At 47.2% G+C, this 24,586-nt stretch carries 27 protein-coding genes and 1 pseudogene; 14 read left to right on the top strand and 14 right to left on the bottom strand.

The window, feature by feature from the left end; genetic code table 11:
• Positions 1–4 precede the first annotated feature (4 nt).
• The 3 genes from L0665_RS00140 (at position 5) to L0665_RS00130 (ending at position 1,053) form a co-directional block, all read left to right on the top strand.
• Positions 5–295, top strand: coding sequence for a 50S ribosomal protein L30e (locus L0665_RS00140; protein ID WP_274923701.1), 291 nt, complete (start codon positions 5–7; stop codon positions 293–295).
• 1 nt (position 296) lies between these two features.
• Positions 297–746, top strand: coding sequence for a NusA-like transcription termination signal-binding factor (locus L0665_RS00135; RefSeq protein ID WP_274923700.1), 450 nt, complete (start codon positions 297–299; stop codon positions 744–746).
• Between the two features lie 82 nt (positions 747–828).
• Positions 829–1,053, top strand: a complete 225-nt coding sequence (locus L0665_RS00130) for a hypothetical protein (protein ID WP_274923699.1) — start codon at positions 829–831, stop codon at positions 1,051–1,053.
• 17 nt (positions 1,054–1,070) lie between these two features.
• Here the strand turns inward: L0665_RS00130 and L0665_RS00125 are convergent, their stop codons facing one another.
• Genes L0665_RS00125 through L0665_RS00110 form a run of 4 tightly spaced genes read right to left on the bottom strand, consistent with a single transcriptional unit; the run spans position 1,071 to position 5,311 of the window.
• The gene (locus tag L0665_RS00125; protein WP_274923698.1) at positions 1,071–1,736 is read right to left on the bottom strand and encodes a DOMON domain-containing protein; all 666 of its coding nucleotides are present in this window, start codon (positions 1,734–1,736) and stop codon (positions 1,071–1,073) included.
• A 31-nt stretch (positions 1,737–1,767) separates the two neighbouring features.
• Positions 1,768–2,808, bottom strand: a complete 1,041-nt coding sequence (locus tag L0665_RS00120; RefSeq protein WP_274923697.1) for a DUF1786 domain-containing protein — start codon at positions 2,806–2,808, stop codon at positions 1,768–1,770.
• A gap of 30 nt (positions 2,809–2,838) precedes the next feature.
• Entirely contained in the window at positions 2,839–5,040 is a 2,202-nt protein-coding gene (nrdD, locus tag L0665_RS00115) for an anaerobic ribonucleoside-triphosphate reductase (RefSeq protein WP_274923696.1), read from the bottom strand.
• Position 5,041: 1 nt separating this feature from the next.
• On the bottom strand, positions 5,042–5,311 hold the full coding sequence (locus L0665_RS00110; protein ID WP_274923695.1) for a glutaredoxin family protein: 270 nt from the start codon (positions 5,309–5,311) through the stop codon (positions 5,042–5,044).
• 126 nt (positions 5,312–5,437) lie between these two features.
• Between L0665_RS00110 and thpR the strand changes: the two genes are divergently transcribed.
• The 4 genes from thpR to L0665_RS00090 all read left to right on the top strand — a co-directional run bounded on the left by thpR (position 5,438) and on the right by L0665_RS00090 (position 8,731).
• Positions 5,438–5,977, top strand: a complete 540-nt coding sequence (gene thpR / locus L0665_RS00105) for an RNA 2',3'-cyclic phosphodiesterase (protein ID WP_274923694.1) — start codon at positions 5,438–5,440, stop codon at positions 5,975–5,977.
• A complete protein-coding gene (gene cca / locus L0665_RS00100) occupies positions 5,974–7,344 on the top strand; it encodes a CCA tRNA nucleotidyltransferase (RefSeq protein ID WP_274923693.1) in 1,371 nt (456 codons plus the stop codon). Before thpR ends, cca begins: the two co-directional genes overlap by 4 nt.
• 127 nt (positions 7,345–7,471) lie before the next feature.
• Positions 7,472–8,452: a hypothetical protein gene (locus L0665_RS00095; RefSeq protein WP_274923692.1), complete on the top strand. Its 981-nt coding sequence runs from the start codon at positions 7,472–7,474 to the stop codon at positions 8,450–8,452.
• 126 nt (positions 8,453–8,578) lie between these two features.
• Complete coding sequence (locus L0665_RS00090) at positions 8,579–8,731, top strand: hypothetical protein (RefSeq protein ID WP_274923691.1); 153 nt, start codon at positions 8,579–8,581, stop codon at positions 8,729–8,731.
• On the opposite strand, the gene L0665_RS00085 is transcribed toward L0665_RS00090, so the two are convergent.
• A complete protein-coding gene (locus L0665_RS00085; RefSeq protein WP_274923690.1) occupies positions 8,716–9,144 on the bottom strand; it encodes a hypothetical protein in 429 nt (142 codons plus the stop codon). The two genes, L0665_RS00090 and L0665_RS00085, sit on opposite strands and share 16 nt — an antisense overlap.
• Positions 9,145–9,283: 139 nt before the next feature.
• Between L0665_RS00085 and L0665_RS00080 the strand changes: the two genes are divergently transcribed.
• The 7 genes from L0665_RS00080 to L0665_RS00050 all read left to right on the top strand — a co-directional run bounded on the left by L0665_RS00080 (position 9,284) and on the right by L0665_RS00050 (position 15,601).
• On the top strand, positions 9,284–10,291 hold the full coding sequence (locus L0665_RS00080) for a phosphate uptake regulator PhoU (RefSeq protein WP_274923689.1): 1,008 nt from the start codon (positions 9,284–9,286) through the stop codon (positions 10,289–10,291).
• 163 nt (positions 10,292–10,454) lie between these two features.
• Positions 10,455–11,783 (top strand): type I glutamate--ammonia ligase, encoded by a 1,329-nt coding sequence (glnA, locus tag L0665_RS00075; RefSeq protein WP_274923741.1) that lies wholly within the window; start codon positions 10,455–10,457, stop codon positions 11,781–11,783.
• A 115-nt stretch (positions 11,784–11,898) separates the two neighbouring features.
• Positions 11,899–13,095: an ammonium transporter gene (locus tag L0665_RS00070; RefSeq protein WP_274923688.1), complete on the top strand. Its 1,197-nt coding sequence runs from the start codon at positions 11,899–11,901 to the stop codon at positions 13,093–13,095.
• 3 nt (positions 13,096–13,098) lie between these two features.
• Positions 13,099–13,422 (top strand): P-II family nitrogen regulator, encoded by a 324-nt coding sequence (locus L0665_RS00065; RefSeq protein WP_274923687.1) that lies wholly within the window; start codon positions 13,099–13,101, stop codon positions 13,420–13,422.
• Between the two features lie 134 nt (positions 13,423–13,556).
• A complete protein-coding gene (locus L0665_RS00060) occupies positions 13,557–14,522 on the top strand; it encodes a DUF128 domain-containing protein (protein WP_274923686.1) in 966 nt (321 codons plus the stop codon).
• A gap of 99 nt (positions 14,523–14,621) precedes the next feature.
• The gene (locus tag L0665_RS00055) at positions 14,622–14,945 is read left to right on the top strand and encodes a hypothetical protein (protein WP_274923685.1); all 324 of its coding nucleotides are present in this window, start codon (positions 14,622–14,624) and stop codon (positions 14,943–14,945) included.
• 5 nt (positions 14,946–14,950) lie between these two features.
• On the top strand, positions 14,951–15,601 hold the full coding sequence (locus L0665_RS00050; protein WP_274923684.1) for an ATPase: 651 nt from the start codon (positions 14,951–14,953) through the stop codon (positions 15,599–15,601).
• 39 nt (positions 15,602–15,640) lie between these two features.
• Here the strand turns inward: L0665_RS00050 and L0665_RS00045 are convergent, their stop codons facing one another.
• The 9 genes and pseudogenes from L0665_RS00045 to L0665_RS00005 form a co-directional block, all read right to left on the bottom strand.
• Positions 15,641–15,835 (bottom strand): hypothetical protein, encoded by a 195-nt coding sequence (locus tag L0665_RS00045; RefSeq protein ID WP_274923683.1) that lies wholly within the window; start codon positions 15,833–15,835, stop codon positions 15,641–15,643.
• Between the two features lie 643 nt (positions 15,836–16,478).
• Positions 16,479–17,777 (bottom strand): ATP-binding protein, encoded by a 1,299-nt coding sequence (locus L0665_RS00040; protein WP_274923682.1) that lies wholly within the window; start codon positions 17,775–17,777, stop codon positions 16,479–16,481.
• 181 nt (positions 17,778–17,958) lie between these two features.
• The gene (locus L0665_RS00035) at positions 17,959–18,084 is read right to left on the bottom strand and encodes a hypothetical protein (protein ID WP_274923681.1); all 126 of its coding nucleotides are present in this window, start codon (positions 18,082–18,084) and stop codon (positions 17,959–17,961) included.
• A 408-nt stretch (positions 18,085–18,492) separates the two neighbouring features.
• Entirely contained in the window at positions 18,493–19,239 is a 747-nt protein-coding gene (locus L0665_RS00030; RefSeq protein ID WP_274923680.1) for a DUF128 domain-containing protein, read from the bottom strand.
• 116 nt (positions 19,240–19,355) lie between these two features.
• Entirely contained in the window at positions 19,356–20,393 is a 1,038-nt protein-coding gene (locus tag L0665_RS00025; protein ID WP_274923679.1) for a Coenzyme F420 hydrogenase/dehydrogenase, beta subunit C-terminal domain, read from the bottom strand.
• 6 nt (positions 20,394–20,399) lie between these two features.
• Positions 20,400–21,149 carry a GltB/FmdC/FwdC-like GXGXG domain-containing protein gene (locus L0665_RS00020; protein WP_274923740.1) on the bottom strand — a complete coding sequence of 250 codons (750 nt, stop codon included), beginning with the start codon at positions 21,147–21,149 and terminating at the stop codon, positions 20,400–20,402.
• Positions 21,149–22,666: a glutamate synthase-related protein gene (locus L0665_RS00015; RefSeq protein WP_274923678.1), complete on the bottom strand. Its 1,518-nt coding sequence runs from the start codon at positions 22,664–22,666 to the stop codon at positions 21,149–21,151. The genes L0665_RS00020 and L0665_RS00015 overlap by 1 nt, the downstream gene beginning before the upstream one ends.
• On the bottom strand, positions 22,666–23,712 hold the full coding sequence (locus tag L0665_RS00010) for a class II glutamine amidotransferase (RefSeq protein ID WP_274923739.1): 1,047 nt from the start codon (positions 23,710–23,712) through the stop codon (positions 22,666–22,668). The genes L0665_RS00015 and L0665_RS00010 overlap by 1 nt, the downstream gene beginning before the upstream one ends.
• Before the next feature lie 331 nt (positions 23,713–24,043).
• A pseudogene (locus L0665_RS00005) lies at positions 24,044–24,586 on the bottom strand (hypothetical protein); the annotation flags it as partial.

Raw genomic sequence — 24,586 nt, 5'->3', positions numbered from 1 at the left:
AATTATGGATTTCGAAAGCTCATTGCGCCGCGCAATAAAAACAGGTAAAGTGTTCAGCGGCCAAAAATCAACCAAAGAATGCATTGAAAACAAGACAGCCCAGATGGTTGTTGTTGCGAAGAATTGTCCGGAAGAATATGTCAAATATCTGTCTGGTGTAGAGGATACCTTTGTCTATACATTTGATGGTTCAAGTGTAATGCTTGGAAAATCATGTGGCCGGCCCCACATGGTAAGTGCACTTGCAATTGTTGATGCAGGTGAGTCAGATATCCTTTCACTCAAGAGGGTCTAATATGGGAGAAATTGTATTAAATGAACAGAGCCTTCAGCTGATGGCTCAGTTTGAACAGTTGACCGGTGCAGGAAGCCGGGATTGTATCATTGACGAGAGAAATGAACGCTTAATTTTCGTCATAAACCCTGGTGAAATGGGTCGTGCAATTGGCAAACAGGGATCCAGCATCAAGAAAGCATCTGATGACTTAGGCAAGCGCATTGAAGTTGTTGAATACTCCGATGATGCAGAACAGTTCCTGAGGAATTGTTTCCTTCCGGCACGTGTCATATCCGTTCTCTTTGAAGAGAATGAAGAGGGTGAACTTGTCGCGTTTATCGATGTTGTTGAAGAAGACCGTGGAATTGCAATTGGCAAAGCAGGTAAGAATATCTTCAAAGCAAAGTGCCTTGCAGAACGCCAGCACGACGTTGTGAATGTTCAGCTTCTCCAGGACGACGCTGAATAATATTCTCACTTTTTTTCAAACACTTATTTATCCTCATATGTTCAGCTGAATGTATGTATTCCATGTCCGGAGGTATGCGGATATGATTCAGGACATTGCATATCTGATGGTTTTTGGTCTTCCCCTTGTCGTTGTTGTAGGTCTTGTTACTTTTCTCTCGTTTATTTGCACTGCGGTGATTGCTCTGGCACACAGAAAAGGGATGAAGTGGGCTTCTTTTTCCATGCATTACCGCTTTGGAATTTGTTCTCTCTTTCTGGGAGGGTTTCATGCTCTTCTTGCTGTATCGGTATATGTTGGATTTTAGGAAATGTATCTACCCTATTAGAGGATAATTGTCTCACTTCCTTTCCCGATATTATGTTTAAAGAGAGGTTCATCGGAGTCGGCCTGAGCCCATATGATGGTGATTTCTGCACCCGGTGTCAGTATTTTATCATATGAGTCTCCGGTATCTGTTTTACGGGAAAATTCAACAATGGTTCCCTCTGCCTGTTCCTTTGCATTATATTCTGTAATGTCATATGTTCCCCCAAGGTCGGTGTCGGGAGGGTGGGGGCCGATGGGGCCGGTTGAAAACATGTCAAACAGATATGGGACACCGTTCATTGCACCTCCCAGAATAATGTCTGCATCTTTCATGCGGGTGGTGGGTTCAAACCCAATTGCTGCCCAGCCCGGTGAAGTTGTTTCAAGACCAAAATGAATCATATCATCTGCAAATTTCCAGTGAATGACATAATTGCCACCATTTAATGAAAGAGTCTTTGCATATTCACCTTCAGAGATGACACCGTCAGAATTCCAGGTGGAAGAGGAAGTGGTGGTAAAGGTGGGCGTGGAGGAGGAAGTGGCGATGGTTGTGACGGGGGCTGAAGTGGTGACGGGGGTTTCAGTTGGTTCCGGTATCGTTGTGTCTGGTATTTCATCAGAACAGCCGGCGATGGCTATCGCCAGAAGAAGTATCACACATAATTTTACGGCATCCATGCCCCTCTTATGGGCGAAAGAGAAAATAAAGTTAGGGGTTATTGGTTCTGGTCTTCATCCATATTGAGAGCAGTCCGAAACAACCTGTCAGCATCATGTCACCATGGGGTGCCGCCTGATACGCATCCGGGAGAATAATACTGCGGTTTGGGCCGGTAACGGCGATGAGTGATGGATTACATGGGCGATTTACTGCAGCTCCGTGCCCGTGGTCATCAAACACTTCTTCATTTGTCAGTGTGCCATCCTGAAGTTTTGTAAGGTACTTTTGACAGGATCCTTCATTCAGAAGCACCCGTGAATGATGTTCAAATACCCCGCAGATTTCATCTCCTTCTATCGTAAATGCCAGCGTATGACCATTTCCTGCGTTAACGATGGTTACGCCCTTATCCTGAGCTTTCCGGATAACCGGGTCCTCGAGTGCGCCCAAAACTGCGGCAGCTCCGGTATCCATGACAAGAGCGTTGGGCTCTGTGTCACGAATTGCCTGCATTCTTGTCATGGATGGAGAAGGAGGGTCCTGGATGAGCGAGTTGATATTCCAGTTCCCTTTTTCAAGCCTTTCTTTCATATGGAGAAATCTGAACTTCCGGTTGCTCATATCCGGGCTGTAACCGTGGTCCTGCACCGCTACTGCCAGATTTTTTGGATATGGTATACCAAACCGTGAAAATGTTTCCTGTAGTTCAGCTTTCATATAATCCCCCGTCCGGATTATGACGGCATCTTTTGGGGGGGTATCGGTGATAGTAACGCCGAGTTTCTTAACGTAATCAAGATTGTCACGAATAGAAAGCGCTGCTGAATGAGTTGCAGAGATTTTCAGCCCTTTTGGCAACCATTGTTTAATGGTCTGACTATTTTTCCCCCCTCCCATCACCGGCCCTTCGAGATGAACGGGTTTTCCCTCTAATGCAGCCTTCTCAATCGCTAATCCTGCGATTACATTGGGTGATGGCAGTATCATTTTGATTGAATTTTCAACAGGCTGGTCTGGTGTGTACAATAATATGTCCTGAGTCCCCCTCCCGATATCCAGGAGGAGGATTGGTTCAGATGGCCCTTTCATACGTAATTTCAGTATGGGAGGTGAAAATAGTTAAACTTCTACCCGTCTGTCAGCAACAGAGAGGCATGATTCGGGTTTTTTTTCAGAATGGTATTCCTTAAACTGTTTAAGAGATACCGTGAGATCACGGGTAAATGCAAAGTAGCCAATCTGGGTATTTCTGCAGAGATTCATTGCCATATCCATGAGACCGCGTGGGTCTGGCCGCGCTTCTCCCAGCCAGATATGGAAGATATTACCACCGTCGACGATGGGGAAGAATACATGTTCAATCTCCATCCGTTTCGTCAGAGGCACATCCGCACCAGGTGTGACATGCGTTCCGTTGGTATAATACACGGGGAGATCAAATTTATGTCCGAGTTCCGGAAGTGCTGCCTCAAGATCACCTTTGATCACCTTTTCAGCATGCAGCCTGAACCTCTGGTCTATCAGGTCTGCAATAGCAAACCTCTGTCCGGTTGTTTCTGCAGGTGTCCGTGCAAGAGCGATTGTCATCCCGGTCTTCTGTGAGATTTCCTTTGAGTAGAGCTCCATCTCTGTCAGTGCCCGGATGGCGAAATTGAATGCTTCGCGACTCTCGTGCAGCTGGGATCCAATATGGTGCTGGACCATTTCGTTAATGCCGACAATGCCGATGGTGTATACCAGACCTTCAAAATCAACCGCAATGGGGCCGCGCTCTTCCATATCAGGATCATTCGGGTCTTTTGGTCGCTGCATAGCAAATGGCATTCGTCCGGTTGAACGGATGTTATTCATCCAGCGTCGTTTAATCTGGAATATTTCAACAGAGACGTCCATTAATTTTTTGAGTTCTGCAAAGAGCCGCTCATCATCCCCTTCTGCTTTGTACGCTGCACGGGGACAATTTATTGATAATACCTGCCATGAACCCATTGAGAAGTGCTTTCCGTCGGTAAACAGCATCTTGTCATCAAATTCATCGTCTTCATCTGCAAGAGAGGAGAACTGATACGCACAGCACTGATAACAGGAGATGCCTTCTCCTGAACCACGGTATGCCGGGATCTGGTTGTCATAATATGGCGTACCATATTTTGATGCAAGTTCGAATGTCATCAGGTACAGGTCATAGTATGAGGGAATATCGGGATTTGCGTTGTTGAATTCCTCATCTTCGTTCAGGAAGTCAGGTTCAATGCTGATTTCAGGTTTGGGGAAATTAAATGGTTTGCCCCAGTAATCTCCTTCCAGCATTACTTCCATGAGCGCCTTAAAGAGCAGCCGTACTTCCCGTTCGAACTCACCATATTTGCGTTCCGGGGCCTGTGTGCCGTTCCAGACTTTGCCTTTATAGACGCATGGTTTTTCTTTCCAGAGGTTTGGGACTCCCGGGGATAACTGGACAGATGAGAATACAACCTGACCTCCGCGGGCCACCATCATCTGGGTCATCTCGTAGACAAACATCTGCATGAGTTGCCTGATATCAATATACGAAAGTCCTTCAAAATATGGGGCGAGGAATGTCAGGAAATTGTAATACCCCTGTCCACCTGCAAAGTTCGTCTGAGCGCTGCCCAGTGCCTTTACTGCATGGAGGACGGCAACCTCTGCGCGTTTTGCCGGACCGGCGACAGATGCCTTTGTTCCACTTCCGTCTGGCATCAGTCCATAATAGAAGAAATAGCGCAGATCCCAGTCCTGGCAGAAGGGCCGTGTTCCAAAATATTCAAGGTCATGAATATGCAGGTCTCCGGCCAGATGGTAATCAGCCAGTTCCGGGGGCAACTGGAGCAGATACTGTTCTTTACTGATTTTATCTGCTTTTTTCTTGTGGGATGTCTCTGCATTTTCCTGGAGATTTGCATTATCATGCGCCTCAAATCCCATGCCCACATCGATTAAATGTGCATCAAACACTGGCGTACCAACGCGTGTACAGACATTCCGATATTTTATCAAATCCCGTTCCAGAAGGGTGATGTTAAGAATTTCTCTGATCAAAGGGCCGGAAAGGGATTTGAGTTTGAGTTTTTTTATTCTGGTTTCGACTTCAAGCGCAATGTCACGTGCAAGTTTCTCATCTGCCCCTTCGCTTCCATAAAATGTTTCAACAAGTTGTGTTTCTTTGAGAATCTGAGTTACGATTTTTTCCCTGTCCCATTCTAAAATATGGCCCCTCGATGTTCTGACTTTGGGAAGCGTGGGTACATTGAAGCCATCAAGAGTCTGCTGAGTCTCTGCATGACGGGGATTTATTGGCATATTACTCTCTCCGAAGCAATGAATCAACGATTTCCTCACGAACCCCTTCAGCACCAAAGAGGTCCTTTGATGTCAGGAATGTTGTTCCGATCTGCAGGACCGGAGCTTCCCGTACAAATACACCATTTATTCTGAGTTCTGTCAATGCCTCTGCGTCCATCATATTGCGGATGGTATATCCAATACCTGCCGCATTCAGATATTCCTTTAATAGTTCGCAGTTCGGGCAGTTTTCAAGTGTATATACATTGATTTTGGCTGCATCTGTCACAGAAAATAATCCCCCATGGATTCGTATACCAATGTTGTTTCTGAACTAAAAATAATACTTCTTTCCTGTTCCGGTAATAGGGGGTATGGGTAACCCTATCTGATAAAAAGTTCAATAGATCTGTATATGGTACGGGCTTTTTTTGCTGTTGAACTCACTCGCAATATCAGGAATCAATTCTATGCTGCGCAGGATATTCTCAGGAACAGTGATGCGAAACTGACCTGTGTTGATCCCCCCCTCGCGCATATTACCCTGAAGTTTCTTGGGGATGTTTCTGATGATGTAATGCATTCTGTACAGGAAATAATGTCTGAATTCTCATTTAAACCGACTGAAATAACGGTGTCAGGGGTCCGGCTTCATCCGAAAAAACGGCCCCGTATTGTCTGGGCTGATGTTTCCGATAACGGATGGGGCGAGGAAACGGTTGCTGAACTGGACAAACTTCTTGCTCCGCTGGGCATTGCATCCGAAACCCGGGTATTCACTCCTCATGTAACATTGGGGCGCATCAAACGATTTGATAGTTCACTGCGCGTCGCAGTTGAAGAGATATCCGGGTGTTCATTTGGACAGATGGTTGTTGATACCATTACCCTGAAAAAAAGTACACTTACTCCGCAAGGGCCGATATATGAGGATATTATGGAGGTGAAGGCATGACCCTGAGGAATGAAACCGAGGTTGAGGTGCTCTCACGTGTTCGTCCGGAAAAAGAGGAGATAGATAGCATATGCCTTGTTGCAGAGATGCTTCTTAATGCGGTAAATGAAAGCGGAACCGCAAAGGGAATGGTCGTTGGTTCTGTCGCACGAAATACCTGGATAAGTGGCGACCGCGATATCGATGTTTTTATGCTGTATCCTCCTGAGATGCCCCGGGAAGCACTCGAAGAAGAGGGAATTATTCTCGGCAGGTCAATTGCATCACGGTTTGGCGGTCAGTTTGTTGAAAAATATGCGGAACATCCATATGTTAATGCAACAATATCCGGGTTTGACGTGGACCTTGTCCCCTGTTATGCGGTGACAGATTCTGCACGAATTCAGAGTGCTGTTGACAGAACGCCGTTTCACACCAGGTATATTCAGTCCCGTATCGGCGGTCTTGAGGATGATGTCCTCCTGATGAAACAGTTTTCAAAGGCGGGTGGGGTGTATGGCTCTGATCTGATGACGGAAGGGTTTGCAGGATATCTGTGTGAACTGCTCGTTCTTAGGTATGGTGGATTCAGTGCACTTATCGAAGCCTGTCAGTCCTGGAGGGCCGGGCAGACGATTGACATTGTCGGTCATCAGGGGAAACAATTTGACGATCCTCTTGTGGTAATTGATCCGGTTGACCCGAACCGGAATGTGGCTGCATCGGTTTCACGGGCACAGATGGGAGAGTTCATTGAGCTCTGCCGGGGCTATTCTGCATCCCCTGGCCTGGAATTTTTTTACCCCCCTGCAAAAGATGGCATTACCCGGGATGAATTTGAGCAGATTCTTTCTCTCCGTGGGACAGGGCTCTATAGTATCAGTTTTGCAACGCCGCATCAGATTCCTGATATTGTTGTTCCGCAGCTGAGGAGAAGTTCTGCAGGTATTGCTTCTCTTCTTGAACGGAATGGATTTGTCGTAAACAGATATAGTGAGGCGATGGGCGAGGACCACTGCTATCTGCTCTTTGAATTGCTTGTTGACCGGCTCCCTTCTCTGTACACGCGTACAGGGCCACCGGTTGATAATGCGGTGAATGCAGGAAAGTTTAGTGAGAAGTATCTGAATCAAAAGGTTTTTTCCGGCCCGTTTATTAATCCGGATGGAAGATATGCCGTTGAAATTATGAGAAAATGGGTGGATGTCTATTCCCTCCTCGCCTCAGATGATATCTTCTCCGCGAGGCTGGGAAAGCATGTGATGCGTTCGATGAAAAGAAAGTGCGATGTCAGGGCGGGTAATGACTGCTGGAATGATGACTTTCAGGAATTCCTGGGTGCATTTTTCAATAAGATTTCATCGGTTGGGGCATTGAAAAAAGAGTAAGGGATTACGATAAATCCTTTTTATTTTCACACAGTTTAGACCGTAAATAAGACTATTTTTTGGCAAAATTTCTTTGGCTGCATGATGTGGTAAATTATATCGGTCATTGTAGCCTGATCTGATACATATGGTGGGGGAAAACTGTCTTTTTAAAATCGTTCTTTTAATATTGCTCATTGCAGCCTCATTCATCTGTGGATGCACTGCACCCGGTGGTTCTGATGACAAAGATGAGTGGATAATTCTTCCTGAATATGATGACCCTGACGGATCAATATCTGCTTTAAAAAGTTCTGATTTTGCAGAGGGGGATTACAACGGGCTTGTGGTTTATGCTGTGCCGGAATCTTCCGGGGTGGTGCAGGGGAGCAATGTTACTGTAACGGTAATATTCGCGAATGATGGTAATTCCCCGGTAAATATTGAGGATTTCCCCCCTGAGTTTCTCATACAAAATCCGGCGGACTTATCCCAGCCATTCGGGATTGTCAAAAGATACCTGCGTGGAGATGATGATATCACCATACTCCCTGGTGAAAATATCATGTACGATATCAAATGGGATTCGTCGTTAAATGACACCGGTGTGGAAATATCCCCTGGTTTGTATACCCTTGAAATTACGGATGTAATGACGTGGGATGGGAAAACAGAAATGGTCTACAGGGGAGAGTCCGGCAAAAAAATAGCAGAAATCGGGATACGGCCTGACGGTGAGATTCTCCGGAAAACAATTCCCGTCAATATCTCCCAAGAAAGTGAAGGAATAACGATAACGTTTGACAGGATTGATGCCACAGAAAACAGCACGGAACTCTTCTTCTCGGTTTATGTGCCTGAACCTGTTTATGAAACAGAGATGGATGATGGAACGATTTGGTCATTTACCCTCTCATCAGACGATAAACCAAACGGCTATTACCGGATAGACGGGGGAGATCAGAAATCTCTTTGGAATATGAATCTTATCGGCAGCAGTGACAATACCTATACATACCGATCCCGGATTGAACCCCTTTCATCCGAAATAAAGGAAATGTCCGTTGAAATCAATCATTTCGGGTCTCTTACAGGACAATGGAAGTTTGATGTTTCATTGTCAGAATAATGTCAGGAGGATTACGAAAAATCCAATTTTTAAATTTTATGTATGGATAAATTCTATAAATCCGGCTGATTCCTGTATTCAGCCCGAAGGTGTCGCTTGCGGCCCGAGGGCGAGGGAGATAGATGCATGGTAATATCAGTTATCATCTTTTCAATAAGGCAATTAAATTTCATCGTTGGCTGTGTACATCCTGCCCTCGTCACAGACCTAACTGTCCCTCATATCCTTCGCCGTCCGAAAGAACTCTTTCAGCGAAAGCATCCTCAGGCAGGGGAATGATGCCGGACGGATGTTCCATGTGTGCTGCCACCGGTTATCCCCTTGTTGGCGGCATGTACAGCAGAGTGCAGCAGATGGCGGAAGCTGCCGCCATCATACCGGGCGAGGATGTTGCTTTGTTCGAACTTTTCGGCCTGAATTGCACCGGAAGCAATTTGGTTGGCGGAAAATCCCTGGGCGCAGACCCCCGGGCCCGCACCTGCATTGGAGACGTCCGGAAGCTGTGTGGTCCCACATTGCCGCCATATCCTATTCTCTTGAAGAAGCGTCTCTCTATTCTCTCTTAGATCTCTACCATTCGGTTGGAATGCCCCGATTTTATCATGGCGGAAAGTGCCGCCATGCTGCTGCAAAGCTGCCGCCATTCCGCCAACGTCGCCCCCGCCATTGGTGGGCGGGTGTTCCCCCCTCATCTGAAGGTTTCCATACTGTTCACGTCGGTTTTCTGGTATGCGGGCCGGTGGGGGGATATATATTTTATATATATTTGCGGATAATCTATTATTATATTCTGACTTCAATGCAGTTTTTTGGTTGGGTGATTTGTGTCTTATGGAAATCAGAAAAGTTCAGGTAACAGGTGGCTCGTCTTTCATTGTTTCCCTCCCTAAGGAGTGGATACGAGCTTCTGACATTCATAAAAATGATCCTGTGGGCATTATAATTCAGCCCGATGGATCCCTTACCGTAACACCAAAAATATTGGGTAAGGTGTCAGAACGGGTAAAAATATTTGATCTGGCTTTTTTTGATGGTGCGGATATTCTTTTTCGCTCTCTGATTGGTGCCTATGTGGCGGGGTATAATGTTATTGAAATTGTCTCACCGGGAAGAATTCCTTCCTGGGCACATAAGTCTGTGAGAAAATTTACGCAACGAACGGTGGGCCAGGAGGTTTCCGATCAGACTGATCACAAAATTGTGATTCGTGATCTCCTTAATCCTGGTGAGATGCCGTTTTCCAGTACGCTCAAAAGAATGGGGGTGATTGTTGCCGGTATGCAACGGGATGCGGTGTTTGCGCTGAAGACCCGTGATGAGGAACTTATCGAAGATGTTATCCTTCGCGATCGTGATGTGAACCGTCTCTACTGGCTTGTCGCCCGCCAGTTTAATCTTATGTTACGAAATGTTTCATTGTCCCGCGAGATGGGTGTCGATATTGAACTTGCCTTAATATATCTCCAGATTTCGCGTGTCGTTGAACGGGTAGGGGACCACGTCGTTAAAGTTGCTGAGAGCGCCAGAAGTCTGATGTATACATCCCTTGAGAAGAAAATTATTGATATCATAGAAGTTAAAAGTCGGGAATCTTTGTATATCTTTGAGGCAAGTCTGGAATCACTGTTTGAAAAAGATATTCTGAAAGCAAATGTATTAATCTCTGATGTGCGTGATTTTGTAGAAAAATGTAATGACATTTCCAGCTGGCTTTTTGATCTGGGTGTGCCGGGTGTTGTTTCAATTGGCTACTGTGTTGAGAACTTCCGCAGGGTGGGTGAGTATGCGGGAGTGATTTCGGAGAATGCTATCAATTATCTGGTAAAAGACGACACCTGATTATGATTGTCCGATTTTATTGGGCTGTGTTTTTTATTTTATTAAAAAATAATATACAATTTTCTGAGCAATCACTATTGTGATCTATATAGATTATGGCAGACATCCTGTAGGTTGTGTGCTATCTATAAATAGTTCATCTGAGTTATGACTATCCATGACAATGTCAACTGATGTTGCAAAAACATTAGAGAGAATTGAGGCAGACAAGGTGAAATTTGTCCGCCTGCAGTTTTCCGACATACAGGGATTGCCCAAGAATGTTGCAATTCCGGCATGGCAGGCGGAAAAAGCTCTCACAGAGGGAATATCCTTTGATGGTTCTTCGATTGAGGGGTTTGCACGAATTGAAGAGTCCGACATGGTCCTGAAACCGGATACTTCAACATACTCCCTTCTTCCATGGAGGGCAAATGAATGCCCGGTTGCACGGTTTATCTGTGATGTCTACATGCCTGATGGAACGCCGTTTGAAGGTGACCCCCGGCACATTCTCAGGAAGGTGCTCGCTGAAGCAAAGGAGATGGGGTATACTTTCAATACGGGTCCTGAACTTGAATTCTTCCTCTTCAAACTTGATGAGGAGGGCATGCCTACGATTGTCCCCCAGGATAAGGGCGGTTACTTTGACCTGGCACCGACTGACCTCGCAGAAGATGTGCGTTCAGAGATTGTCCTTGCATTGACAGACATGGGTTTTGAGATTGAGGCCTCTCACCATGAAGTGGCAGAAAGTCAACATGAAATTGACTTTAAGTATGGCGATGCGTTAAAAACAGCTGATAATGTCATCACCTTCAAATATGCGACAAAGTCCATCGCACTCCAGAACGGGTTGAATGCAACCTTTATGGCAAAGCCGAAATTTGGCATCAACGGAAGCGGGATGCATGTCAATGCATCGCTCTTCAAAGACGGGGAGAATGTGTTTTATGATCCGGAGGCACCGCTTCAGCTCTCTGAAGTCGCTCTGCATTTCATTGCCGGTGTGCTGGAGCATGCAAAGAGTATCACCCGGGTTGCCAATCCGACGATTAACTCCTACAAGCGACTGGTACCCGGGTATGAAGCACCGGTGTATGTGAGCTGGAGTGCACAGAACCGTACGGCCCTTGTTCGCGTTCCTTCCCCCCGTGGAAAGAGCACCCGGATGGAACTCAGGAGCCCGGACCCAACCTGTAATCCCTACCTGACCTTTGCTGCAATCCTCGCTGCAGGTATGGACGGGATAAAAAAGCAGCTTGTTCCTCCCGCAGGGGTGAACCAGAACATCTTTGAGATGACTGAAGATGAACGCAACAGGTCCCATATTGATACACTTCCGGGTGACCTGATGACCGCTAACAGGCACCTTCTGGAGGATACGCTCATCTGTGATACGCTCGGGGCTCATGTTATTGACGGACTCAACAGTATTGCACAGATGGAGTGGGACTCATTCCGGACTGCAGTGCATCCCTGGGAGATTGAACAGTACCTGACAAGGTTCTAAAAGAAATTCAAGGGGAGACTGTTCCTCTCCCCTCAAAAGAATTATCCCGTATAATAGAAGAAACGAGAATTCCGAATAATACTTTGGATTTATAAGGTAAAAAAAGGTTTGATTCATGGCAATCAGTAGCGGAGATACCGCATTTATCATAATATGTACGGCAATGGTCATGCTTATGACCCCTGCTGTGGGGCTGTTCTACGGTGGAATGGTCAGAAGGAAGAACATCATCTCAATGATAGGCCTTGCCTTTGTGGCATTTGCCATAGTGAGTGTCCAGTGGGTGGTATTTGGATACAGTCTTGCATTCGGGCCGGACATTGGTGGGTTCATAGGTGGTCTTGACCATTTCATGCTCAACGGTGTCGGACTGGATGGTGATGGAATCCCGGATATACTGTTCATGGTGTTCCAGCTCGTGTTTGCTGCCCTGACCCTGGCAATTATCACATCAGCTGTTGCAGAGCGGGTGAAACTGAGTTCATTCATCGTATTCGGTCTGTTGTGGACAACGCTTGTCTATGACCCGCTTGCACACTGGGCATGGGGTGGCGGATGGGCTTCACAACTCGGTGCACTTGATTTCGCAGGCGGAACGGTAGTTCATATCAGTTCAGGTTTCGGTGCTCTCGCTCTCTGCATGGTGATTGGTGCCCGGAAGGGTTTCGGGAAGTATGGGATGGAGCCATATCATGTTCCGCTCACTCTCCTGGGTGCAGCACTGCTGTGGTTTGGCTGGTTCGGGTTCAATGCAGGGAGTGAACTTGCAGCAGACGGTATCGCAGCAAACGCATTTGTTGTGACGAACACTGCCGCCGCCGCCGGCGCACTGGCCTGGATGGTTGCATCCTGGATACGGGGAAAGCCTGCAACACTTGGCATTGTTTCCGGTGCAATCGCAGGGCTTGTTGCAATCACACCTGCTGCAGGGTTTGTTGACGTGAAAGGATCTCTTGTCATCGGTGCACTTGCAGGACTTGTCTGTTACGCTGCACTCCTGTGGAGGCAGAAGAAGGGTATTGATGAATCGCTGGATGCATGGGCTATCCATGGAGTCGGCGGTTTGTTTGGTGCTCTTGCGACAGGTATCTTTGCGACAGCGGCCATCGGAGGCGTTGATGGCCTGTTATACGGCAATGTGAATCAGTTCCTTATACAGTTGCTGGATGTGGGAGTATGCGTGGCCTATGCATTCGTTGTGACCTACATCCTCGCAAAGGTTGTTGACAAGGTAATGGGCCTTCGGGTTGATGAGAAGGAAGAATATGTCGGTCTGGATATCTCCCAGCACGGCGAGACGGTGGAGGCGTAAAAGATGAAGAAAGTAGAAGCAATCGTACGGCCTGAAAAGGTGGAAGATGTGAAGGCGGCCCTTGATGAAGGGGGATTTTTTGCAATGACCGTCACAAATGTGCATGGCAGGGGTATGCAGCGCGGCATATCTCTCCAGTTTCGCGGAAGGAAGGTCAATGTCGACCTGATACCCAAGGTGAAAATTGAGATGGTCGTCGAGGATGAGGATGTGGCAGCGATCGTATCAATTGTCAAACGAGTGGCGGTGACTGGTGAGGCAGGGGACGGCAGGATATTTATCATCCCGGTGGAGGAGGCAATAAAGGTCCGGGAAGAACCGGAATGATCTCTTTCCCGTAAAAAACCGGCACCATTCCATCCTTTTTTTTCAAAACATACATATGAATGAATCCTCAATTATCCTACTAATGAATTGTTCTCATTTCTGCAATGCCACAATTGGTCTGGGGTGGTTGTGAAATGACCTTTGAGCGTTCTGAGAGAAAATCTGTTGAGATATTGCGTATTCTTTCAGAGCAGCAAGGGCCTCTCGGCGCAAAGCGGCTCAGTGAGCTGATGGCTGAACGTGGATTTTCGATGTCTGATCGGGCAGTACAGTATTATCTTCAGTACCTCGATGAGAGGGGATTTACCCGCAAAGTGGGTAATAAAGGCCGGGTTCTTACGACGGAGGGTCTTTCTGAGGCAGAGGATGCTTTAGTTGATGACCGTATGGGGTATGTGATATCCCGACTTGAACAGCTTTCATTTAATGTATCGTTTGACCCGAAGACGCTGGCCGGGGATATTGCCTACAACCTGACGTATGTACCGTATGATGAGATTGAGAATGTTACGCGGGCATATGATGAGGTGATTGACCGGGGCTATAGTTTCTTCCGGGGTTACTCCGTCACCGATAACGATCCCCGTCTTCCTCAGGATACGGTTGGGTTTATCTCTGCCTGTTCCATAACGATGGACGGTGTTCTTCAGAATAACGGGATTGGTGTTGATATTGTCTACGGGGGGAGGTTCCGTATTGCTGATAACCAACCGGTCTGTTTTGATGACCTGATTCGCTATAAGGGCACAACAATAGATCCTCTTCAGCTTTTTATTAATGCAGGGCTGACCTCGGTTGATAGTCTGGTTCATACCGGGAGCGGGGTGGCGCTCGCGAATGTCCGGGAAGTGACTGCTCAGGCAAGAGATAAAGTTGAGGGTATTATTGATGATATGGCCGGGTGTGGGTTTGTCCGTCCGGTTGGTATTGGTACGAGTCCGTTTAATCTGCGGGCCGATCCCTATCGTCTCTCAATTGTCTTCTTCAGCGGCCTGAACCTTGTCGCGAATGCTATTGAACAGGGATGTAATGTGACGACAGATATTGGTGCGGGGATTATACCGTTTTCGAAGATTGCGGATGAGGGGAACTGGAGATGAATGGGGTGAATTATCTAAGTTTTGGATCAGATAATGGAATCCGGATTAGAAATAAATAGTATCTAAGTGTATGATCATTTGTTTATCGGGGTAACCATTATGAGTTCCACACCATCATCCAAAAAGGAATACTCAGGGCGAGAGGATGACAAAAAGACTGATAAATATACCTCTGGAGGTGTTCAGGAGACTGGCATCAAATACTTCCATGTAGGGGGATTGCAAACCAAATATAAATTGGCCTGTCTGCCGATTCGTGAATCCGAAAAATGTCAGATTCAGGGCCGGATGTCCCCTGAGAGTCAAAGAATCTTAGCCGGAACAAAGTGGAGTGAAAGCGGTTTTGTTCCCTCATTTAAAGATACAGACAAAATTTTAAAGGATGTTGCCCGCCGGACATATGGTAAAACTCACGGTAGATAATACCGATGAAAGATTTCTTTCTTTTTGCCGGGCCAAATGGATCAGGTAAATCCACAATAATGGCTCCATTTCTCTCAGATGGTTCGATATATTATTTAAGCCCTGATTATTGTGAACGTGATGATCCGGATATTAAATATATGTCTGATGTTCTGGAAAAGTCAATCAAGGCACGGGAAGAGACGGAAAGACGGCTTGAAGAATTGATGTTAGCAGGAAAATCTGTTGCATGGGAAACGGTGTTCTCTCATGAAAGCCGTCTGGATTTTATGAAATTCGCGAAGGAAGAAGGCTATAGGATTCATCTGACATATATTACAACAAAAGATCCTGATATCAATGTTGCCCGCGTCCAATCCCGGTATAGGGAGGGTGGTCATGATGTCCCGGAAAAGAAAATCCGGGATAGATATGAACGTTCAGTCTCGTTTTTGCCGGAAATGATTGTAATAGCCGATGAAGTTTCAATATATGATAATTCCTTTGAAAATACTGATCCAAAACTTTTGTTTCAAAAAACCATGCAAAATGAAGATGATACCGAATCTGAAATGATAGTCTGGCTGGTTGAGGATGAGGGTGTGGTTGAGTGGGTTGTGAAGTACGTGGTTTACCCGCTTTCTAAAATGGGTATTCATGTTCAGTGTTATACGTGAATTTAGAAGGTATTTCACCCCCCACCCCTAACCACAACACTAGCAACGTCGCAAACGCCCCACAATCCCGCCGCTCCACTTCTCTGCCCCGACCTTTTTTGCCCGCCACCCTTCCAGGTTCTGGATGCGATCCTCGATGTCTGCATCTGTCTCTTTCATCTCCCCGAGCGTCCGGCAGATCCATTTCACATCGTGGTGCGTCTCGATGATTTTTACGTTCAAATCATCATTCATTTTGTTTAAATTCTCCGTATTTCCTTTGCATATAGTCCCTGTGGTTAATGTAGATCAAAATTACTTGCTGTAATCTTATTGAGTGCTAATCATAATCTGGGGGAAGACTGGCATGAGTATGTGCATCTGTCCAGATCAGAATCATTGCCACATTTTGAACCACAACCAGTCACGTCATGAGCGATGACCTCATCTTTTTCGCCCCCCTGTTTTGCGAAAATACTGGCAAAATGGGCCCCTTTTGTCCCATTTATTACTACCCGGAATATGGGGGTGGAATGCAGGTTATTTCCAAAATAAACCACAGATTGCAGACCAACAAGGGCTTTTCCTCACTCGATATTATGAGAGGATCTGCAGCCTGTCTTCGGTTGAGAACGGCCCGCTCCGTCCGTCTGTGTGGACGTGTTTTTCCGGGGTGCGGGCCTGTTTAGGGGGCTATTTAAGCTTTACTTATGCGTTACTTATGCATACTTTATCTGAAATCTGAAGCAAGGATTCTGCCCAGCTGTCGAAATGGGTTGGTGTTTCTCTTGGTTGGTTGGTAGGTTGGGTGGTTTGATAGGTGAATGGTCGGCAAGTCAGGCTCAACGGGGTGTGCCTAACTCTACACCCACCTTATTCCACCCCACCTGATTCCACCTCACTCCTCACCCAGCAACCATTTCCAGAGCGGGATGCACCGGATATCTCCGTCCGTCTTTTCGGTATCCTTTGTAATCAGCACCTGATCTTTTACCTTGGCACCAAAAACGTCCGCGAACTCCCGGAGTGCGTCCATCTCCCGTCCGGGAATCGTATCGGTGTAGGTGACGTTGACTGCACTCAGCGTGTTGTCGGCATTTTTCAGGACAAAATCAACCTCGCCTCCTTTTTTCCAGTAATATGGGTCGTGTCCCCGCCGCCGCAGTTCAAGATATACCAGGTTTTCGACACCTCTCCCAACATCAGCTGAAAATGTGAATGAAACCGCGTTTCTCAGCCCATTATCGATGCAGTAGATTTTCTTATTATTCCGTGCCTGTGTCTTCAGTGAGTAACTGAAGAACCGGACTTCAAAAAGCACCTTCGCCATTTCGGCATACCGGATGTACTCTTTAATCGTCCCCACTTCAATACCCAGCACCTGCACCAGCTGCTGATAGGAATACAGAGAGGTGATGTTGGTCATGAGGTAAAAGAGCAGATCGCTCATCGCCCGTTGATTGCGCACCTCGTTCACCTGGACAATGTCGCGGTAGACAATGCTGTCGTAGTATGCCCTGAGCTGATCTTTTTTTACCTCCTCCTCGCTCTGCCGCACAACCTGTGGGAATCCTCCTTCATGGAGATAGTGCCGCAGGTGCTCTAAAATTTCATATTTTTGGCTTGAGAGTGCTATTGGGTCAGTTCCTGCCTCCACCTCCTGAAAGAGAAGGTACTCGGAAAAGTCAAGCGGATAGACAGGAACCGACAGATATCTTCCGCTTATAAGAGTCGACACCTCTGAGTCCAGAAGACAGGAGGACGATCCTGAGATTACCAACTGGAACTGTTTCCTGTCATAGACTGCTTTTACCCACCGCTCCCACTCCGGGATGTTTTGAATTTCGTCAAAGACCAGACAGGCCCCTTCCTGGCTGTAAACTTCTCTCCGGTAGATGTCGAGCACCGTTTCAAGCGGCCGGTCCAGCCGAGCGAGGGCTGGCTCATCGCAGTTGACAAAAAGAATTGACCGTGGGTCAATGTTCTGCCCATAAATCAGGTCATGGATGAACTGGTACAGGAGGGTAGTCTTCCCTGAGCGTCGCACACCGCTGAGGACGACTATCTCTCCTGTTGCGTAATATTTCCGAATTTTTGATGAATAGCGTTTTCGCCGTACGCCGGTTCCGAAGTCTTTGCCGCTCCACCACGGATTGAGAGAGACCAGGACTTCCATAAGGTCGGGGGTGTCTGTCACATTGCTATGGTGGGTTATAACCCGGCATAAATGTATGTTTTGGGTGGGTTATAACCCATTGAAAATGCCACTTTTTGCCTGGTTATAACCCGTCTAAATATTTATCATGGCACCATGATGTACCGACAAAGGCATTCCCAGTCTCCAGAACGTCTCCGGCCTCATGGTATCGCGAGATCCGCTAGTGTTCCATGGCTATACCGATGGCACGGATGGCATGGATGGCATGGATGGCACGGATGGCACGGATGAGACAGACCGGAGGAAAGACCGGATGACAAATACCAGATGATGATGCCAGACACATGCAGGGATTGACTAAAAAAAATTAAACGTGCACTATTGCACCATCCGTGCACCACAATTCAGGCAAAAGTGCACGGATAAAATACGGGATTATCGCTCTTTGTTTCCATAAATAAGGTAGTAATATAGATATATGTACAGATATTATGAGAAGTGTGCACCAGAATCCAATATCATTCAGCAATCCGGTTTCTTCTTTGTTTGTCTGTGTTTGTCTGTATGTCTGTCTGATACCGGATGTGGTGCACGGTTAATGGGATAAACGTCATAATCATGTCTAATACAAAATTAAGATAAAAATAGCCATTTCTATCCGTGCACCAGCTGGTGCACGGATGGTGTTCATGGTGTAAAAAACAGTTCACCCCAACAAAAAGCGGGAAACACATTGGTGCTCCCAAATAATTATCTACTCAATATCATCAATGTGAACCAGCCGTGACACCGGAATCAGCCCTTTCATTGCTGTCGTCTCCGCCCACCGTCCTGATTCGATAAATGCTGCCACCGGATTTGCTCCGCCGATCATCACAATACCCTGATAGTTCGTTGTGACGGGAACACCAAACATGGGTCTGTTCGGCCTGCCCACGTCCAGAATGCCGGTAAAACCTACCGTTCCAAACAGGTCGAGAATTTCATAAAGGAGTGGTTCTGCCGCCATATGCGATTCCCGTATATTTGCAAGGATGCTGCCGTTCCCCGACTGAATAACTCCGCTGATGCCGGTGGAGCCCTGGTCGATCATCACCTGCGTTGGATCAATCGTTGTTGCATCATAGCGTATCAGAGAGGTAAACCTGCGGGGCACGTGATCTTTTATCTCCAGTAACCCTCCGCCAATGGGATTAATGGGAATGCCGTTTCTCAGCAATATTGCATCAAGGGTAATGCTGCACATCGTTACAATGCCGCAGTATCCCGTTGGTATTGTTTTATCCCCTATCTGTTCACCCGCGTCAGTGATGAGCATACGATCACTGACACAGATACCCGCTTTATGGGACTGGTGAATGATATCAACTGCATAAATGCGATCTTCCTCTTTAATCAGGGTGAGATTAAAGATCACTTTGCCGTTGTCGGTTGCCGGATCGTATGTTACCTGAAGGGCATATTCATCGATGCGATGATTGACAAATTTTAGGTGTTTCATAGTTATTGTCTCAGACCTCTGGTTGATACGGGGTAATCCAGAGAATGATGCTGTTAACAGTTACATCGTCCGGAAAAATATGTACTTCTTATTTTGAACTATCAAACAAAAAAAGATTATGTGTGGATTCGTTCGGATTTTTTCTGTGAAAGATGTATGATGCCCTTGAGATCGCATGCATCTTTTTCAATTACCAGTCTCCCGGTCTCTGTTGCATGATCAATAAATCCAACTCCAATAGGAGTCCTGACAATGAGAGTCGTTTCGCCATCAGGACTTCCGACTGAACCCGCAGATATGTCTGCATCAACAGCGGTCATGTCACCACATGCATGGCATCCTTTTCGAACACAGTCTTCAAGGTCACGTAGTGGTATCTCCCTGACGGCCTTATCCGTGGTTTCAATTATTAGTTTACCCCGCACATCCAGTTTTGCTATCTGCCAGGGTTCAATTGACATCTCACGAATTATTTTATCTTTGATGAGCATCTCATAGTCGAATGTTTCCGTACAGAACAGCCCGACTATAAGGCGAATGGCCCGCCCAAACGGCCTGAGCAGATCATGGTCTGACGTCTTCATCATCCGTGCAGCAGACACAGCACAGGGAACGCCGACAATTGCAATTCGTTCAATCTTCTGTGTGACAACAGCAGATTTCAGCGCTGCCAGCGTGGGGACCCACCAGGCATATCTGCTGCCTGCCGTTGCAACCAATGCTTCTGTCTTTGTGATAATAACGGACTCTGGTTTCTGTGTCCACGGGTCTGCTGTTACCGTTATTACGGCATCGACAAGTCCTTCTTCAAGGGCGTTCGCGAGAATTGCCGTTACGGCACCCCCGCTCTGTCGTTTCTCGACATCAAACCCCGCGTGAGCAGCAAAGATGTCTGTATATTCGCCCAGACCGGTCTTTTCCATCCGGGCTGTCTCTTGTGCCGCGGTCCGTGGGCAGACAGCGTAACATGCCCCACATGGCACATTGTCTGTTACTTCCTTACAATACCCCGTCTGGACAGGTGAATCTATGTTTTCATCGTGGGTGAATATGATGGCGTCTGCCGGACATACGGCAACGCATGCACCGCACCCGGAACAGATGCCGGTGTCCCAGACCTCTTCTTTCAGGTTCTGATAATTTTTTCCTGGCATTTTTTCTCACTCCCAGCAATATTTTCCTGCAAACGGCCGGGCACTGGAAGGCCCGATATGTACGTATTCATCACTGAATAATTCTGGCTCATCCACCCCGAATTCCCGGCAGTATTTTTCAATATACGGACGGATTTTTTCCCGGTCGTCTTCGGTGAAGGGTTTTTTCTCTGCACCGATGCCCAGGAGATGGTCGGGCACCTCTCCCCGTATGTAGAGTTCCCCCCCGTGGATGCCTGTTCCCACGCCCCGTTCATCAACTGGAGGTTGGTCCTTTCCCCGTCCAAGGACAATGAGAATGCCTCCGGCCATATATTCTCCCAGAAATGCACGGGCATATTCACCGACGACAAGGACCGGGCATTTATCCTTGTATTCCTTCATGTGGATCCCCCCACGGTATCCGATGCTGTCACGCACATACACCTCTCCGCCACGCATGGAATGGGCAACCGCATCGCCTGCGGTTCCGTGGATGTAAATTTTACCACGGTCCATGGTGTTTCCGGGGGCGTGTTCAGCGTTTGCATGTACAATGCAGGTCGGGCCTGACATGAACATGCAGAGGTCTCCGCCGGGAACTCCATTGATGATGATCGTCAAATCTTTGCCACGGAGGCCGTTTCCGATAAACCGCTGGCCATTGATATTTTCAAGAATGATTTCTGTTACGCCATCCTTTATTGCTGCACGTATTTCTTTGTTAAGAGGAGTATAGTGCATGCCTTTTGCATCGATTGTCAGGGTTTTTTTCATCATACATCAGCTCCGACGGTCTTCACGTCAAGGACTGAGAGGATGTTTTCATCCAGCATGTATCCCCTGAGGCGGTCGCGGTTTCCCCGCAGACTTTCAATGGAGTTAATGCCTGCAGCACCCATTAGTTCTGATATTTCAAGCGTCCAGCCGTGTATCAGGTTTGACACGTTTTTATACATGATATCAGGGTCAATCCGTGCCGTGAGGTCTTCGCGCTGTGTTGCAATACCCCAAGGACAGAGGCCACGGTAACAGTTCCCACATACTCTGCATCCCAGAGACACCAGCGCAGCTGTACCGATGTAGACGGAATCCGCACCAAGTGCTATCGCCTTTGTTACATCAGCACTGTCACGGATACCGCCGGATGCGATGACGGAGACTTCATTTCGTATGCCCTGTTCGTTGAGTTTTGCATCAACGGCAGCGATGGCGGCTTCAATGGGTATTCCCACATGGTCACGGAATACACGGGGGGCAGTTCCTGTGCCTCCGCGGAATCCGTCAATAACAACAGCATCCGCAGATGATCGTGCAATTCCTGCAGCAATGGCAGCGACATTGTGGACGGCGGCAATTTTTACAAATACGGGTTTTTTCCATTCCGTTGCCTCCTTCAGGCTTCGGACAAGCTGAGACAAATCCTCAATGGAATAGATGTCATGATGGGGGGCAGGGCTGATTGCATCGCTGAAGGGTGGGATCATTCGTGTCTTTGATACACTCTCATCGACTTTTTCTCCCGGAAGGTGGCCGCCGATTCCGGGTTTTGCTCCCTGCCCGATTTTTATTTCAATTGCCGCACCACGTTCGAGATAATCGATGTCAACACCAAAACGCCCGGATGCAATCTGTACAATCATGTTGTCCTGGTACGGATACAGGGATTCGTGCAGTCCGCCTTCTCCGGTGCCCATGAATGTCTTCTCTTCGGCCGCCCCGCGTGCCAGTGACAACTGAGCGTTGAGTGATATAGCGCCATAACTCATGTGGGCGATCATAATCGGGGTTTCACACTTCAGGTTAGGTGCCAGTTTTGTGACAAGGTCTATGTCCCCTTCCGGTGTTTTGTCAATGGTAAGTTTCCTGGGTTTTTTCCCGATATAGGTTCTGAGTTCCATTGGTTCGCGGAGCGGGTCGATGGATGGATTGGTGACCTGGCAGGCATCCAGAAGGAGGCGGTCAAATATTTGCGGCACATTGAGAGCATTTCCCATTCCGGTCAAAACAATCTTCCCTGTCTGTGCCTGGTTATAGATTGCTTCGCGGGCTTCCCGCGACCATACCGGGTGTGAACGGTAATCGATTGGTTTTTCCTGAAGGCTGATGGCGTCACGCGGGCACATGGCGATACAGCGGTGGCAACCAGTGCATGCACGGGAAAATATCTGGATTTTGTTGCCTTCGCGGCGAAACGTTCCGTAGGGACAGTTTTCAATGCACCGTTCACAGAGCATGCAGAGGTCTTTGTCAATGGTCACTTTATATTTTGGCGGGACACTTCCGATGGGCATTAGTATACCCTCCCAATGACTGGTTCTCCGGCACGTGGCATCCATACCCGGTCAGGGGATGGCTCCATAACGTGGATTGCTGCCTCTTCACTTGAGAGATACAGGCGGTCTCCTTTTTCTGCTGCAACAAGGGGACGAAGTTTGATTCTGTCGGTAATTCCTGCAATGCCTTCTGAACTTGCCACAACAATAGCAAACGGCCCGTTCATCATGGCAGGGCCGTATGTCATTCTCAGGGCAGTATTGAGTTCCCGTTCCTTTTCCGGCATTCTGTCAATTTCGTCCCAGAATGGGGGTGCAAGTGCTTTGAATGCCAGTTCTGGCGGAAGTTCGTGCTGTCTCTGGAGAAGATCCGTTAAGTATGCAACCACTTCGGTATCGGTATGCATGGTGCATACGTAGCCATTTCCCTCCAGATATCGCTTGTTTGTCCCGTATGATGTGATTTCACCGTTATGTACGACACTCCAGTCAAGCAGATTAAACGGGTGGGCGCCTCCCCACCACCCTGCGGTATTGGTTGGGTACCGGTTGTGTGAAAGCCAGATGTATCCTTCATAATCCTGAATGCGATAGAAATTGGCCACATCCTCCGGCCAGCCTGCTGCCTTGAAGATGGCAATATTTTTGCCGGTGGAGTAAATCAGCGCCCCGGGAATGGTGGTATTGACCTTTTTCATAAGGTAGACAAGGATGTCTTCTTCAGACGCCGTTGTGCCGAGGGCTGAGACATTTGGCTGAAAGAAATATCTCCATGGGATGTGCCGTTTTTTTAGGTTGGGTTGTTCAAACGTCGGGATCTCTTCATCATGCTTTATGGTGCCCACTTTTTCCAGTTCTTCTTCGACTGCTGTTTTTGGCCCGATAAGATCGTCATAAAATACGTGGATAGCATAGTAATCCGCAAATTCCGGGAATGCGCCATAGACTGCATATCCTGATCCTTCGCCATTACCCCTTTCATTCATAATGGAGAGTGCTTCTCTGACTGCTGTACCGTCCATTGGATTTTTCTTTTTATCGATGACGCTGATAATTCCGCACATTTTCATCACACATTTTTTAGAGAGATCTGTGGTATATGATTTGAACTTTTTCCAGACCAAGGGTCCGGTTGCCCTTTATTGTATGCAATCTATCCTAGATAATAACATAGTTTTATAACATGATCGATGGAATGTGCCTTCCATCACATTGTGCCGATAGAATGGATATTTGAGTGATGAAGACACCATATGAAAGAATTTTTCATTCAGTCAGGAAATGGATAAAAAATAGTGGAGAACGAGCGAAAAAATTCAGTGTTGCCAATGATTGCCCGGTAACAGGTGATCATTGGGTTGTATGATTATGTTCCCGGATGTCTGAAATACTCACCTAACGTCTGGGTTTTCTCGCCGGTTTTGGACGTGCAGGGGTCTTATTCCCGCTTGGTTTTTTCATCAGAGATGGCATGCTCTTTTCGGATTTGACTGCATTAGGATACTTGCTGCGTATCTCCATTTTTGCATTCTGTTCCCTTGCACTCAGTTTCTTTATACTGATGTCCCGGTTGACAATCTGAAGCTTTCTTTCTTCCAGACGTTTTACATCATGCTCTGCAGGGGTAATATCTTCGGTAATAGGATCATATCCCAGATAATACATCGCCGTAGAGCGGGTCAGGGGAGTGGGGGTAAACATCTGAATCTGGTTGCCATGTAATTTGTTTTTAATGAGAAAATCTATGGTCTCTTCTGTTTCAGGTTTCTCTTCACCAGGATGCCCGGCGATGATATATGGATTTATTTTCAGTGGAATTCCCTCTTTTAAGGCGATATCCCGGGCCCGTTTCAGAAAGTCCTCAAATATCTCAGGGGATGGTTTGCCCATCAGATCCAGCACTTTTGCGCTGCCGGATTCCGGTGCAATCTTCATTCT

Source organism: Methanogenium marinum (genome assembly GCF_028912405.1).
In the GTDB taxonomy this organism is placed as follows: domain Archaea; phylum Halobacteriota; class Methanomicrobia; order Methanomicrobiales; family Methanomicrobiaceae; genus Methanogenium; species Methanogenium marinum.
Note: the sequence above shows the minus strand (reverse complement) of the source record. Positions and strands in the feature narration are given on the sequence as shown.